The 13,275-nt window shown below is 73.0% G+C and carries 10 protein-coding genes; 3 read left to right on the forward strand and 7 right to left on the reverse strand.

The window, feature by feature from the left end:
* Positions 1–151: 151 nt before the first annotated feature.
* The 5 genes from ACIQIB_RS24140 to mmuM form a co-directional block, all read right to left on the reverse strand.
* Positions 152–1,747 carry an FAD-dependent oxidoreductase gene (locus ACIQIB_RS24140; RefSeq protein WP_400760507.1) on the reverse strand — a complete coding sequence of 532 codons (1,596 nt, stop codon included), beginning with the start codon at positions 1,745–1,747 and terminating at the stop codon, positions 152–154.
* Positions 1,748–1,898: 151 nt separating this feature from the next.
* Positions 1,899–3,425 carry a glycerol kinase GlpK gene (gene glpK, locus ACIQIB_RS24145; RefSeq protein WP_363610645.1) on the reverse strand — a complete coding sequence of 509 codons (1,527 nt, stop codon included), beginning with the start codon at positions 3,423–3,425 and terminating at the stop codon, positions 1,899–1,901.
* Positions 3,426–3,516: 91 nt separating this feature from the next.
* A complete protein-coding gene (locus ACIQIB_RS24150) occupies positions 3,517–4,236 on the reverse strand; it encodes an MIP/aquaporin family protein (protein WP_400658820.1) in 720 nt (239 codons plus the stop codon).
* A gap of 346 nt (positions 4,237–4,582) precedes the next feature.
* The gene (locus ACIQIB_RS24155; protein ID WP_363610649.1) at positions 4,583–5,347 is read right to left on the reverse strand and encodes an IclR family transcriptional regulator; all 765 of its coding nucleotides are present in this window, start codon (positions 5,345–5,347) and stop codon (positions 4,583–4,585) included.
* A 109-nt stretch (positions 5,348–5,456) separates the two neighbouring features.
* Positions 5,457–6,452, reverse strand: coding sequence for a homocysteine S-methyltransferase (gene mmuM, locus ACIQIB_RS24160; protein WP_400760509.1), 996 nt, complete (start codon positions 6,450–6,452; stop codon positions 5,457–5,459).
* A 160-nt stretch (positions 6,453–6,612) separates the two neighbouring features.
* Here mmuM and ACIQIB_RS24165 point away from each other — a divergent pair, with 160 nt between their 5' ends.
* From ACIQIB_RS24165 to ACIQIB_RS24175, 3 genes are all read left to right on the forward strand, one after another.
* Positions 6,613–7,545, forward strand: a complete 933-nt coding sequence (locus ACIQIB_RS24165) for an NUDIX hydrolase (protein ID WP_400760510.1) — start codon at positions 6,613–6,615, stop codon at positions 7,543–7,545.
* Positions 7,546–7,612: 67 nt separating this feature from the next.
* Positions 7,613–8,161, forward strand: a complete 549-nt coding sequence (locus ACIQIB_RS24170; RefSeq protein WP_400760513.1) for an NUDIX domain-containing protein — start codon at positions 7,613–7,615, stop codon at positions 8,159–8,161.
* A 144-nt stretch (positions 8,162–8,305) separates the two neighbouring features.
* On the forward strand, positions 8,306–10,342 hold the full coding sequence (locus ACIQIB_RS24175) for an acetoacetate--CoA ligase (protein WP_400760515.1): 2,037 nt from the start codon (positions 8,306–8,308) through the stop codon (positions 10,340–10,342).
* A gap of 83 nt (positions 10,343–10,425) precedes the next feature.
* On the opposite strand, the gene ptsP is transcribed toward ACIQIB_RS24175, so the two are convergent.
* Both ptsP and ACIQIB_RS24185 read right to left on the reverse strand, forming a co-directional pair.
* Positions 10,426–12,096 carry a phosphoenolpyruvate--protein phosphotransferase gene (gene ptsP / locus ACIQIB_RS24180; RefSeq protein ID WP_363615336.1) on the reverse strand — a complete coding sequence of 557 codons (1,671 nt, stop codon included), beginning with the start codon at positions 12,094–12,096 and terminating at the stop codon, positions 10,426–10,428.
* Positions 12,097–12,271: 175 nt separating this feature from the next.
* On the reverse strand, positions 12,272–12,721 hold the full coding sequence (locus ACIQIB_RS24185) for a PTS glucose transporter subunit IIA (protein WP_363615338.1): 450 nt from the start codon (positions 12,719–12,721) through the stop codon (positions 12,272–12,274).
* Positions 12,722–13,275: the final 554 nt, after the last annotated feature.

Below are 13,275 nucleotides of genomic sequence, written 5' to 3' on the forward strand. Positions count from 1 at the left end.
TATTATCCCCCCCTTCAGCAACCCCCCCCCCCGGCGGTCTGTGTGGGTGGGGTGGGGGCGCGGGCCCGGCCCCGCCCCCCCCCCCCGGGGCCGGGGGGGGCCCCCCCCCGGGGGCGGGGGGGCCCCCCCCCTTCCGGTGGAACCGGTCCGGCTACCTGGTCGCGCGCTTCGCCAGGAAGGTCTCGACCTCGGCCCGGATCTCCGGGGTGTCCAGACCGCGCACGGTCATCGTGGTGCGGCGGCGCAGCACGTCGTCCGTGGTGTACGCCCACTCGCTGTCGGCGGCGTAGGCGACCTGCGCCCAGACGTCCGGCCCGTCCGCGTGGATCGGCTCGCCCAGCTCCGGGTTCTCGTCGATCATGCGGGCGATCTCGAAGGAGAGCGTGCCGTAGTGGCTGGCCAGGTGCTTGGCGACCAGCGGCTCCATCCGGGAGCCGGGCTCGCGGTCGATCAGCAGGCGGTGCGCGACGGCGTTCGGCGCGCCGACGCCCGGCAGCGGCACGGTCGCGGCGATCGGCGAGATGTCCTCACCGAGGGTGGTACCGGGCACGTGCGCGAGCTTCTCCAGCACCGTCCGGCCGATGTGCCGGTAGGTGGTCCACTTGCCGCCGGCGACCGACAGCATGCCGCCCTTGCCCTCGGTGACGACCGTCTCGCGCTTGGCGGCGGCGGTGTCGCCCGGGCCGCCGGGCAGCACCCGCAGGCCGGCGAAGGCGTAGGTGATCAGGTCACGGTCGAGGTGCTCGTCGCGGATGGCGTGGCCGGCCTCGCCCATGATCTGGTCGATGTCGGCCTCGGTGGCCCGGACGTCCTGCGGGTCGCCGGTGTACTCCTCGTCCGTGGTGCCGAGCAGGACGTGGTCCTCCCACGGGATGGCGAACGAGACGCGGTACTTGTCGATCGGGATGGTGAGCGCGGCGCGCCACGGGGAGCGGCGCTTGACGACGACGTGAGCGCCCTTGGAGAGGCGGATCGACGGCGCGGCGCCGGCGTCCTCCATCGTGCGCAGGTGGTCCACCCACGGGCCGGTGGCGTTCAGCACCAGGCGGGCGTCGACGCCGAACTCGGTGCCGTCCAGGCGGTCCTTGAGGTCCGCGCCGGTGACCCGGCCGCCGGTGAACCGCAGGCCGGTGACCTCGGCGTGGTTGAGCACCACGGCGCCGGCGTCGACGGCCGCGCGCACGGTCATCACGGCGACCCGCGAGTCGTTCATCTGGTGGTCGCCGTAGACGGCCACCGAGCGCAGGCCCTCGGTGCGCAGCGCGGGCACCTGCTGGGCGGCGTGCGCGGCGGTGGAGACCCGGCCCATGCCGTCGCGGAAGGCGGAGAGCGCCGAGTACAGGAAGACACCGGCGCCGAGCTTGGGCGCGCTGTGCGGGCCGCCCTTGTAGACCGGCACGAAGAAGGTCAGCGGGTTGACCAGGTGCGGGGCGACGTCGGTGGCGAGCGCGCGGCGTTCCTTGTGGTTCTCGGCGACGAGCTTGACCGCGCCGGTCTGCAGGTAGCGCAGGCCGCCGTGGACCAGCTTGGAGGAGGCGCTGGAGGTGGCACCGGCGAAGTCGCCGGCGTCGACCATGGCGACCTTCAGACCCGCCTGGGAGGCGGTCCAGGCGACGGCCGTGCCGAGGATGCCGCCCCCGATCACCAGCAGGTCGTAGGTGGCCTTGCCCAGCAGCTCGCGGGTCTCGGCGCGGGAGGCGGTGCGGCCGGCGGTGCGCTCGGCGCCCAGGGTCGGGATGGTAGCCATGGTGTGTGTACGGCGGCGCGGGTCGGGCGGCGCCGTTACTCCTCTCGATGTGCGGTGCGGCCCCTGCTGAGAGGCCGGTTCGGCCCGGTGCGGCGGGCCGGTGAAACGGGAGCGTGCCGGTCGGGGCCGAGGGCCCCGACCGGCTTCGCGGTCAGCTCTGTTCGTCCTCCTCCACCCAGCCCATGGTGCGCTCCACGGCCTTGAGCCACTTCTTGTACTCGCGCTCCCGGGTGGCCTCGTCCATCCGCGGGGTCCACTCGGCGGCGCGGTGCCAGTTGGCCCGCAGGGTGTCCAGGTCGCTCCAGAAGCCCACGGCCAGACCGGCCGCGTAGGCGGCGCCGAGCGCGGTGGTCTCGGCCACGTACGGGCGCTCGACCGGGGCGTCCAGGACGTCGGCGATGTTCTGCATGAGCAGGTTGTTGCTGGTCATGCCGCCGTCGACCTTGAGGGCGGTGAGCTCGACGCCGGAGTCCTTCTGCATGGCGTCGACGACCTCGCGGGTCTGCCAGGCGGTGGCCTCCAGTACGGCCCGGGCCAGGTGGCCCTTGGTGACGTACCGGGTCAGGCCGGCGATCACACCGCGGGCGTCGGAGCGCCAGTACGGGGCGAACAGGCCGGAGAAGGCCGGGACGAAGTAGGCGCCGCCGTTGTCCTCGACGGTGTTGGCGAGGGTCTCGATCTCGGCCGCGGTGGAGATGATGCCGAGCTGGTCGCGCAGCCACTGGACGAGCGAGCCGGTGACGGCGATCGAGCCCTCCAGCGCGTAGACCGGCTTCTGGTCGCCGATCTGGTAGCCGACGGTGGTCAGCAGGCCGTGGTACGAGTTGACGATCTTCTCGCCGGTGTTGAGCAGCAGGAAGGTGCCGGTGCCGTAGGTGGACTTGGCCTCGCCCTCGTCGAAGCAGGTCTGGCCGAACAGCGCGGCCTGCTGGTCGCCGAGCGCGGAGGCGACGGGCACGCCCGCCAGGTCGCCGACGGCCTCGCCGTAGACCTCGGCGGAGGAGCGGATCTCCGGCAGGACGGCCAGCGGCACGCCCATCGACTCGGCGATCTTCTCGTCCCACGCCATCGTGTGGAGGTTCATCAGCATGGTGCGGCTGGCGTTGGTGACGTCGGTGACGTGCTTGCCGCCGTTGACACCACCGGTGAGGTTCCAGATGACCCAGGTGTCCATGGTGCCGAAGAGGATGTCGCCGGCCTCGGCGCGCTCGCGCAGGCCCTCGACGTTGTCCAGCAGCCAGCGGATCTTCGGGCCGGCGAAGTAGCTGGCCAGCGGCAGGCCGGTCTCGCGGCGGAAGCGGTCCTGGCCGACGTTGCGGCCGAGCTCGCGGCAGAGCCCCTCGGTGCGGGTGTCCTGCCACACCAGTGCGTTGTGCACCGGCTCGCCGGTGTTCCGGTCCCACAGGACGGTGGTCTCGCGCTGGTTGGTGATGCCGATCGCGCGGATGTCGTCCCTGGTCAGACCGGCCTTCTCCAGCGCGCCCCGGACCACCGACCGCACCCGGGTCCAGATCTCGGCGGCGTCGTGCTCGACATAGCCGGGCTGGGGGAAGATCTGCCGGTGCTCCTGCTGGTCGACGGCGACGATCCGGCCGTCCGCGCCGAAGATGATGCAGCGGCTGGAGGTGGTGCCCTGGTCGATCGCGGCGATGTAGTTGCCAGTGCCAGTGGAGGTCATGAGGGTCCTCGGCTCGGGATGGGGGTTGCGGGGGTGGGTGGGTCCGACTCTCTGGTCAGTCCCCGTGCTCGGGCGGGGCGGAAACCCGGGCTCAGAAGGCGACGTGGTACAGGCCGCCGGCCAGCAGACCGCCGATGACCGGGCCGGCCACCGGGATCCAGGCGTAGGACCAGTCGGAGCCGCCCTTGTTCGGGATCGGCAGCAGCGAGTGCACGATGCGCGGGCCCAGGTCGCGGACCGGGTTGATGGCGTAGCCGGTCGGACCGCCGAGCGAGAGGCCGATGGAGACGACGGTGAAGGCGACGATCAGGATGCCGGTGCCGGACAGGCCGAGGCCCTTGGTCAGGCCCTGGGTGAGGATCCCGAGGCAGAGCACCATGGTGCCGATGATCTCGGTGAGCAGGTTCTGGAACGGGTTCCGGATCTCGGGACCGGTCGAGAAGATGCCCAGGGTCGGCTCCTTGTTGGCCTGGAACTGGCCGAGGTAGGTGGCCCAGACGAGGACGGCGCCGATCATCGCGCCGAGCAGCTGGGAGCCGAGGTAGACCGGGACCTTGCTCCAGTCGCCGGTGTCGACGGCGATGGCGAGGGTGACGGCCGGGTTCAGGTGCGCACCGGACTTGGGGGCCGACATGTAGGCGGCGACCATCACCGCGAAGCCCCAGCCGAAGGTGATCGCCAGCCAGCCGGCGTTGAGGGCCTTCGACTTCTTGAGCGTCACGGCGGCGCAGACGCCGCCGCCGAGAAGTATCAGGGCGGCGGTGCCGAGGGTTTCGCCGACGAAGATGTCGCCGTTGGAGAACGCGGACACAGAGACTCCCTTGTCCATATGGCCCGGAGATGAGGGTGGGGGCAGGCGACCGGACGATCACTGTGCGGGTGAGCGCTGTGTGGGAGTGATCGGCTCGGCCATCGTTCGACATTGTCGACCGTCATGCGGAAGCTTCCTCCCCAGGTCGCCCCCACGTCAAGGGCGGGTTACGCAGCTGTGACCCTTCGCTCGAAGTTACCCATCGGGGAACGCCAAATATGGACAAAACGCTAAGGCGCGGACAGGCATCCCGCCTGTCCGCGCCTCAGCGTGACCATGTCTTCCGATGTGAATCCGGTCGGGTCCGGGCCCGGTCCGCGCCCGGCCCACCCCCGCCGGACGCGGCTCAGAACCGCCCGGCGCCCAGATCCCGCGAGATCGCCCGCGCCGCGCTGCGCACCGAGGCGACCAGCGACGGTCTGACGAACCCGTCCTCACAGACCCGCTCCACCGCGCCGCTGATGCAGACCGCGCCCACCGGATTGCGCCGCCGGTCCTGGATCAGCGCGCCGATCGAGGCCACGCCCTCCCAGGTCTCCTCGATCGCGTCGGCCCAGCCCCGTTCGCGGGTCAGCGCCGCCTCCGCGTCCACGTCCGCCGGCTCGGTCAGGGTCCGTGAGGTGTACGCCTCCAGCTCGCCCTCGGCCAGCTCGCCGCGCGCCACCGGGTCGTACGCCAGCAGCACCTTGCCCATCGCGGTGCTGTGCAACGGCTGCATCGAGCCGACCTCCAGCACCTGCCGCGTGTCGTCCGGACGGAAGACGTGGTGCACGATCAGCACGCCCCGCTGGTGCAGCACCCCGAGGTAGACCGTCTCCCCGGCCGCCCTGGCCAGGTCGTCCGCCCAGACCAGGGCGCGCGCCCGCAGCTCGTGCACGTCCAGATAGCTCTGGCCGAGGCGCAGCAGTTCGGCGCCCAGCTGGTACTTGCCGCTCTCCGGGTCCTGCTCCACGAACCCCTCCTGCTGGAGGGTCCGCAGGATGCCGTGCGCGGTGCCCTTGGCGAGACCCAGCGCCGTCGCGACCTCGGACAGGCCCAGGCGGCGTTCGCCGCCGGCCAGCAGGCGCATGATGGCGGCGGCCCGGGAAAGCGACTGGATCGGGCCGGGCATTCGGTACCTCCGCGCTGACAGGCGGTCGACAATGTCGACCGCAGTGGTAACGCCACGAGTCTGCCAGTCCACCCCCGGTCCGTGCACCTTCCCCCTCGGTAACCGGCGCTCAGGGCCGGCCGTGCGCCCGCTCCGCCGCCCGCTCCGGTGTCGGCTCCGCCGCCAGCTCCGCCGCCAGTGCGGCGATCCCGTCCGGTCCGACCCGGCAGCAGCCGCCCATCAGCCGGGCGCCGTCCGCCAGCCAGCGGGCCACCCGCCCACGGCCCCCGGCCGCCCCTGTCGCCCGGAACGTCGGCTCCCCGCGCCACTCCCGGGCCCCCGCGTCCCAGCTCTCGCCGCTGTTCGGATACACCACCACCGGTTTGCCGGTCACCCGCGCCGCCAGCGCCACCGCCCGGTCGGCATCCTGCGGCGTACAGCAGTTCACCCCCACCGCCACCACCTCGTCGGCCTCCGCGGCCAGGGCGAACGCCTCCGCCAGCGGCTGGCCGGCCCGGGTCCGGCCGCCCACCACGCTGTACGACAGCCAGGCCGGTACACCCAGCCCGCGCACCGCCCGCAACAGGGCCCGCGCCTCGTCCGCGTCCGGCACCGTCTCCAGCGCCAGCACGTCCGGCCCGGCCGCCACCAGCGCCTCCAGCCGGGGCCGGTGGAACGCCTCCAGCTCGTCCTGGCTCAGCCCGTACCGCCCCCGGTACTCCGACCCGTCCGCCGGCACCGCCCCGTACGGGCCCACCGACGCCGCCACCCAGCGCGGCCGGTCCCCGGCCGACTCCTCCGCTGCCGCGGCGCGGGCCAGCTCCACGCCGCGCGCCAGCAGCCGCCCGGCCTCCGCCCGGCCCACCCCGCGCCGGGCGAACCCCTCGAAGCTCGCCTGGTAGCTCGCCGTGATCGCGACCTGCGCCCCCGCCGCGAAGTAGGCCCGGTGCGCGGCGACCAGCGCCTCGGGCGCGTCCGCCAGCAGCCGCGCCGACCAGAGCCCGTCCGACAGATCGTGCCCGGCGGCCGCGAGCTGGTTGGACAGTCCGCCGTCCAGCACCAGCGGACCGGCGGCCAGCGCGGCGGCGAAGCCGGCCGGACCGGGAACCGGGGGAGTGACGGGCATGGCGGCCTCCTGGGGCGACGTCGTTCCTGCTCACAGCCTAGGAGCGCGGCGGCGGGCGGCCGCCCGGAAAACCATTTGCCGCAGAGACAAGGGATCGCTACGTTGTGCTCAGCCCGAGAACGACAAGGACGGGCGGGCCCGACCGGGAGAGGAGACCGCCATGGCCGCACAGCCACCCCACGGCGGGGGCGCCGAGCAGGAGTGGCTCGCCTCCTACGACCCGCGCGCCTACACCCCGGTCGCGGTCACGGTCGACGTCGTCGCCCTGACGCTGCGCCACGGCGGCCTGCACGTCCTGCTCGTCGAGCGCGCCGCGCCGCCCTACCAGGGGTACTGGGCGCTGCCGGGCGGCTTCCTGAAGGCCGGGGAGGAGGGTCTCGACGAGGCCGCCGCCCGCGAGCTCGCCGAGGAGACCGGCCTGCACGGCACCGCCGACGCCGAGGCCGCCCTCAGCCGGATCCACCTCGAACAGCTCGGTACCTACGGAACCCCCCTGCGCGACCCGCGGATGCACGTGGTCTCGGTCGCCTACCTCGCGTTCGCCCCCGACCTGCCCGACCCCCAGGCCGGTACGGACGCGGCGTCCGCCGCCTGGCACCCCGTCACCACCCTCGATCTCCGGCCGCCCGGCGGCCGGTCCCCAGCAGCCGGTGTGCCCGCCGACACCCACGGGGGTGGCGTCGACGGGCACACCGGCCACCCTCCCGCCCCCCACACCGGGGCCGAGGGGCCCGCCCCCATCGCGTCGGTCCCCATCGCGCTGGCCTTCGACCACGCGCGCATCCTGGCCGACGGCCTCGACCGCGCCCGCGCCAAGATCGAGTACAGCCCGCTGGCCACCGCCTTCCTCCAGTACGACTTCACCATCCCCGAGCTGCGCGCCGTCTACGAGGCCGTCTGGGGCGAGAAGCTCCACCCGGGGAACTTCCACCGCAAGGTGCTCTCCGTCCCCGGCTTCGTCGAGAGCACCGGCACCACCACCGAGCGCGGCGGCGCCCGCGGCGGCCCCCGGGCCCGCAACTACCGCGCCGGCGACGCCCAGCTCCTCCACCCGGCACTGCTCCGCCCCACCCACGAGGACGGGCTCCGCTGACCGGCCCCGCCGCCCATGTCCACGGACCGCGATCCACCGCAGGCCCTCGCGGCACTACCATCCGGCCATGACCACTCAAGAGGTGAGCAGGACGAGCAACCGGCCCAACTCCCACTGCCACTGGTGCGGCACGCCCTACCCGTCAGGTACCGAGGCCTGGCCCCGCACCTGCCCCGGCTGCGCCGAGATCAGCTACCGCAATCCACTGCCCGTCGTGGTCACCCTCCTCCCGGTCACCCAGGAGAGCGGTGAGCGGAGCCTCGTCGTCATCCGCCGCACCATCGAGCCCGGCTACGGCGAACTCGCCCTGCCCGGCGGCTACGTCGACTACGGCGAGAGCTGGCAGCAGGCCTGCGTCCGCGAACTCCGCGAGGAGACGGGCATCCTGGCCGACGCCGCCGACATCACCCTGGTAGCCACCGACTCCGACACCAACGGCGGCTTCCTCTGCCTCTTCGGCCTGCTGCCCGGCCGCCCGCTCGCCGAACTGCCGCCCTCCAGGCCCACCGACGAGACCGACGGCTGGCAGCTCTCGACCCCCGAGACCCCACTCGCCTTCGCCTTCCACACCCGGGTCTCCCGCGCCTGGTTCAACGGCGAGTTCACCCGCCGCTGACCGGCCGCTGACCAGCCCGCGCACCCCCGGGGCAGACCCTGGCGCACCGGCCGATCACATGGCAGGGTCTGCACCGACAGCCCCAACCGGACGGGCCCTGCCACAAGCACTCCCGTCCCATCCACCGGCCGGGAGACCACCACCGTGAGCACCCCATCCCAGGATCAGCCGCTCTGGCGCCCCAACCCCGCTCGCGCCGCCGCCACCAACCTCGTGGCCTTCCAGGCCTGGGCCGCCGAACACCACGGCGCACCGGCCGCCCCCCTCGCCCCCGCTGACGACGACCAGCAGGCCGCCCGGCGCTACGCGGATCTGCACACCTGGTCCACTGAGGACCTCGACCGCTTCTGGACCGCCGTCACCCAGTGGTTCGACGTCCGGTTCACCCGGGCACCCGAGGCAGTCCTCGCCGACCCGGCCATGCCCGGCGCCCGCTGGTTCCCCGGGGCCCGCCTCAACTACGCCGAGCACGCCCTGCGCGCCGGCGAACCCGGCCCCGACGGCCGGCCGAGCGCCAACGCCGACCGCCCGGCCGTCCTCCACCTCGACGAGACCACCGAGCAGCCCGTCGTCCTCACCTGGGCCGAACTCCGCCGCCAGGTCGGCTCGCTGGCCGAGGCACTCCGCGCCCAGGGCATCGGCCCCGGCGACCGGGTCGGCGCCTACCTGCCGAACATCCCGCAGGCCGCCGTCGCCCTCCTCGCCACCGCCGCCGTCGGCGCCATCTGGACCAGCTGCGCCCCCGACTTCGGCGCCCGCAGCGTCCTCGACCGGCTCCAGCAGATCGAACCCGCCGTCCTCTTCGCCGTCGACGGCTACCACTACGGCGGCAAGGACCACGACCGCACCGAGGTCGTCGCCGAACTCCGCCGCGAACTCCCCACGCTGCGCACCGTCGTCCACGTCCCCGTGCTCGGCGCACCCGCCCCCGACGGCGCCCTGCACTGGGACGACCTGGTCGCCCACGACGTCGAGCCGGTCTTCGAGGCCGTCCCCTTCGACCACCCGCTCTGGGTCCTCTACTCCTCGGGCACCACCGGCCTGCCCAAGGCCATCGTCCAGAGCCAGGGCGGCATCCTGGTCGAACACCTCAAGCAGGCCGGCCTCCACCTCGACCTCGGCCCCGGCGACCGCTTCCTCTGGTACACCTCCACCGGCTGGATGATGTGGAACTTCCTCCTCGCCGGCCTGCTCACCGGGTCCACGATCGTCACCTACGACGGCAGCCCCGGCCACCCCGACACCGGCGCCCTCTGGTCCGTCGCCGCCCGCACCGGCGCGACCGTCCTCGGCACCTCCGCCGCCTACGTCATCGCCAGCCGCAAGGCCGACCTCCACCCCGGCCGCGACCTCGACCTCTCCGCCGTCCGCTGCATCGGCACCACCGGCTCCCCGCTCCCGCCCGACGGTTTCCGCTGGATCTACGACGAGGTCAAGGAGGACGTCTGGCTCGCCTCGGTCAGCGGCGGCACCGACGTCTGCTCCTGCTTCGTCGGCGGCGTCCCGACCCTCCCGGTCCACCTCGGCGAGATCCAGGCCCGCTGCCTCGGTGCCGCCGTCGAGTCCTGGGACGTCCACGGCCGCCCGCTCACCGACGCCGTCGGCGAACTCGTCGTCACCAAGCCCATCCCGTCCATGCCCACCGGTTTCTGGAGCGACCCGGACGGCATCCGCTACCACGACAGCTACTTCGAGATGTACCCCGGCGTCTGGCGCCACGGCGACTGGATCACCGTCACCTCCCGCGGCACCGTCGTCATCCACGGCCGCTCCGACTCCACCCTCAACCGCCAGGGCGTCCGGATGGGCTCCTCCGACATCTACGAGGTCGTCGAGCGCCTCCCGGAGATCGCCGAATCCCTGGTCATCGGCGTGGAGGAGCCCGAAGGCGGCTACTGGATGCCGCTGTTCGTCGTCCTCGCCCCCGACGCGACCCTCGACGACGACCTCATCGGCCGCATCCGCACCACGCTGCGCACCGAACTCTCCCCGCGCCACGTCCCCGACGAGGTGATCGCCGTCCGGGGCCTGCCGCACACCCTGACCGGCAAGCGGATCGAGGTCCCGGTGAAGCGCCTGCTCTCCGGCACCCCGCTGGAGCAGGCGGTCAACCCCGGCTCCGTCGACAACCTCGAACACCTGCGCTTCTTCGAACAGCTCGGCCGGGACCGCCGCGGGTAGCCCCGCGTACGGCGAAGGGGCGTCTCCACCACCGCGGTGGTGGAGACGCCCCTTCGCCGTACGCGCTGCCCGGCCTGCCAGGCCTACTCGCCCGACAGCACCTGCTGCGCCGCGGCCCGCGCCTCCTCGGCGCTGTCCGCCGCCCGGGCCGCCTCGGCCGCCCGACGGCACTGCGCCAGCGTGTACTTGGCCAGCGTGGCCCGCACATAGGGGATCGACGCCGAGCCCATCGACAGGCTGGTGACGCCCAGACCGGTGAGGACCACGGCCAGCAGCGGGTCGGAGGCAGCCTCACCGCAGACGCCGCAGCTCTTGCCGGTGGCCTGCGCGGCCTCGGCCGAGAAGGCCACCAGGTCCAGCAGCGCCGGCTGCCACGGGTCCTGCAGCCGGGCCAGCGCACCGACCTGGCGGTCGGCGGCGAAGGTGTACTGCGCGAGGTCGTTGGTCCCCAGCGAGAGGAACTCCACCTCCCGCAGGATCGCCCGCGCCCGCAGCGCGGCCGACGGGATCTCCACCATCGCGCCGAACTTGGCGGCCAGCCCGGCCTGGCGACACGCGTCCGCGAAGTCCTTGGCGTCCTTGCGGTCGGCCACCATCGGCGCCATCACCTCAAGGTGCACCGGCAGCCCCTCGGCGGCCTTCGCCAGCGCCCGCAGCTGGGCCTGCATCACCTCGGGGTGCTCCAGCAGCGTGCGCAGACCACGCACCCCCAGCGCCGGGTTGGGCTCGTCGGCCGGGGTCAGGAAGTCCAGCGGCTTGTCCGCGCCCGCGTCCAGCGCCCGGACGACGACCCGGCCCTCCGGGAACGCCTCCAGCACCTTGCGGTACGCCTCGACCTGCTTCTCCTCGCTGGGAGCCTTCGCCGAGTCGTCCAGGAAGAGGAACTCGGTGCGGAACAGGCCCACGCCCTCCGCCCCGGCCTCCAGCGCGGCCGGCAGGTCCGCCGGGCCGCCCACGTTGGCGAGCAGCGGCACCCGGTGACCGTCCGAGGTCTGCCCCGGACCGGAGGAGGCGGCCAGCGCGGCCTTGCGCTCCGCGGCGATCGCGCGCAGCTCGTCCTGCTTCTCCTGCGACGGCTCCACCAGCACATCGCCGGAGCCGCCGTCCACCGCGACCACGGTGCCCTCGGCGACGTCGGTCGCGTTCGGCAGGGCGACCACGGCGGGCACGCCCAAGGCCCGGGCCAGGATGGCGCTGTGGCTGGTCGGCCCGCCCTCCTCGGTCACGAAGCCGAGCACCAGGGTCGGGTCCAGCAGCGCGGTGTCGGCCGGCGCCAGGTCCCGGGCGAACAGGACATACGGCTCGTCGCTGTCCGGCACACCCGGCATCGGCACGCCCAGCAGCCGCGCCACGATGCGGTTCCGTACGTCGTCCAGGTCCGCGACCCGGCCGGCCAGGTAGTCACCCGCGGAGGCGAGCAGCGCGCGGTAGGCGGCGAAGGCGTCGTACACGCCGCGCTCGGCGCTGCTGCCGACGGCGATCCGGCGGGCCACATCGGCCATCAGCTCCGGGTCCTGCGCCATCAGCGCCTGGGCCTCCAGCACGGCCTGCGCCTCGCCACCGGCGAGGTTGCCGCGGGCGATCAGGTCGGCGGCGACCGCGTCGACGGCCGCCTGGGCGCGAGCCTGCTCGCGCGGGGCGTCCTCAGTCGGAATCTGGGTGGCCGGCGGCTCGAGCACCGCCGTTCCCATGTGCCGCACCTGGCCGATCGCGACCCCGTGGCTCACACCCACGCCGCGCAGCGTCTTCTCCATGTCACCTGTCTCCGCTGAGGGAAGCGGCCCCGCCGGAACCGCTGTGTGCCGGTCCGCCCCGCCGAGTGCGGCGGGGCGGGTGTGTGGGCTCGGCTTCTGTCGTGCGTGGTCTTCGCCGGCGCGCACCCGGCCCGGGCGCCGAGCGGCCCGGGAGGGAAGAAGGAAAGAGGGGAGGTCAGCTCCAGCTGAAGAGAGCGTCGCCGACGGCGACGTCTCCGTCCTCACGGACATCGCCGAGCGAGTCGGTGGCGGCCTCCAGCGCGACGATCGGCGAGATCGGCGACTTGCCCGCGGCCTCGACGGCGGCCGGGTCCCACTTGATGACGGCCTGGCCGCGGGTCACCGTGTCGCCCTTGTTGACGAGCAGCTCGAAGCCCTCGCCGTTCAGCTGCACGGTGTCGATGCCGAGGTGGGTCAGCACACCGTGCCCGTCCGCGTCCACGACGACGAACGCGTGCGGGTGCATGGAGACCACGACGCCGTCCACCGGAGCAACGGCCTCGGTCGGCCGGCGCACCGGGTCGATCGCGGTACCGGGACCGACCATCGCGCCGGAGAAGACGGGGTCGGGCACGCCGGCGAGCCCGACGACCCGGCCGGTCAGCGGCGACGTCACAGTGGTCATGGTTGAGCCTCCCAAGTGCGCAGAACAGCGAGCGGCCGCAGGCAGCGGCAGGACATCGGCTGAAGCCTAGATCATGTCAACTTCGGACATCTGCTGACATTCCCGGGCGAAGGGCCAGGCCCAATCCGCCCCTACCGGCCCGTCCGCCACAGAGAGCGACGACTGCCGGGGCGTCAGGCCGACGTCCCATCGACCGGTAGTGGTCTAGTCCTCTGGGTCGATGTGCCGCACTCTACAGGCATCTTGGCGAACCGGGACCATTGCTGTATATGCTCGCGAGAGCAACAAATCATGCTCCGGGCGGGTGACGCTCGGTGTGGCTCGATTCGCGCTCCGGTCGGCTACCCGCTATGGTTGGCCGAGTCGCCGCAAGTCGGCGGTTAACACCAGATTTCAGATGTGAAAAGTACCGGTTAAGCGCCGGGAAACGGATCTGCTAAGCTGGGAACACGAAAGAATGAAGCGCCCGGAGGGCCCGCTGGAAGGCGGCCTGAAGGAAGTGTCCGTTCCTTGAGAACTCAACAGCGTGCCAAAAGTCAACGCCAGATATGTTG

Origin of the sequence: Kitasatospora sp. NPDC092286 (assembly GCF_044755565.1) — a bacterium.
In the GTDB taxonomy this organism is placed as follows: Bacteria; Actinomycetota; Actinomycetes; order Streptomycetales; family Streptomycetaceae; genus Kitasatospora.

What these genes read in the sequence shown, in the direction of transcription:
- ACIQIB_RS24140 (WP_400760507.1), bottom strand. Translation starts at nt 1,747, where the DNA reads ATGGCTACCATCCCGACCCTGGGCGCCGAGCGCACCGCCGGCCGCACC.
- glpK (WP_363610645.1), bottom strand. Translation starts at nt 3,425, where the DNA reads ATGACCTCCACTGGCACTGGCAACTACATCGCCGCGATCGACCAGGGC.
- ACIQIB_RS24155 (WP_363610649.1), bottom strand. Translation starts at nt 5,347, where the DNA reads ATGCCCGGCCCGATCCAGTCGCTTTCCCGGGCCGCCGCCATCATGCGC.
- mmuM (WP_400760509.1), bottom strand. Translation starts at nt 6,452, where the DNA reads ATGCCCGTCACTCCCCCGGTTCCCGGTCCGGCCGGCTTCGCCGCCGCG.
- ACIQIB_RS24165 (WP_400760510.1), top strand. Translation starts at nt 6,613, where the DNA reads ATGGCCGCACAGCCACCCCACGGCGGGGGCGCCGAGCAGGAGTGGCTC.
- ACIQIB_RS24170 (WP_400760513.1), top strand. Translation starts at nt 7,613, where the DNA reads ATGACCACTCAAGAGGTGAGCAGGACGAGCAACCGGCCCAACTCCCAC.
- ptsP (WP_363615336.1), bottom strand. Translation starts at nt 12,096, where the DNA reads ATGGAGAAGACGCTGCGCGGCGTGGGTGTGAGCCACGGGGTCGCGATC.
- ACIQIB_RS24185 (WP_363615338.1), bottom strand. Translation starts at nt 12,721, where the DNA reads ATGACCACTGTGACGTCGCCGCTGACCGGCCGGGTCGTCGGGCTCGCC.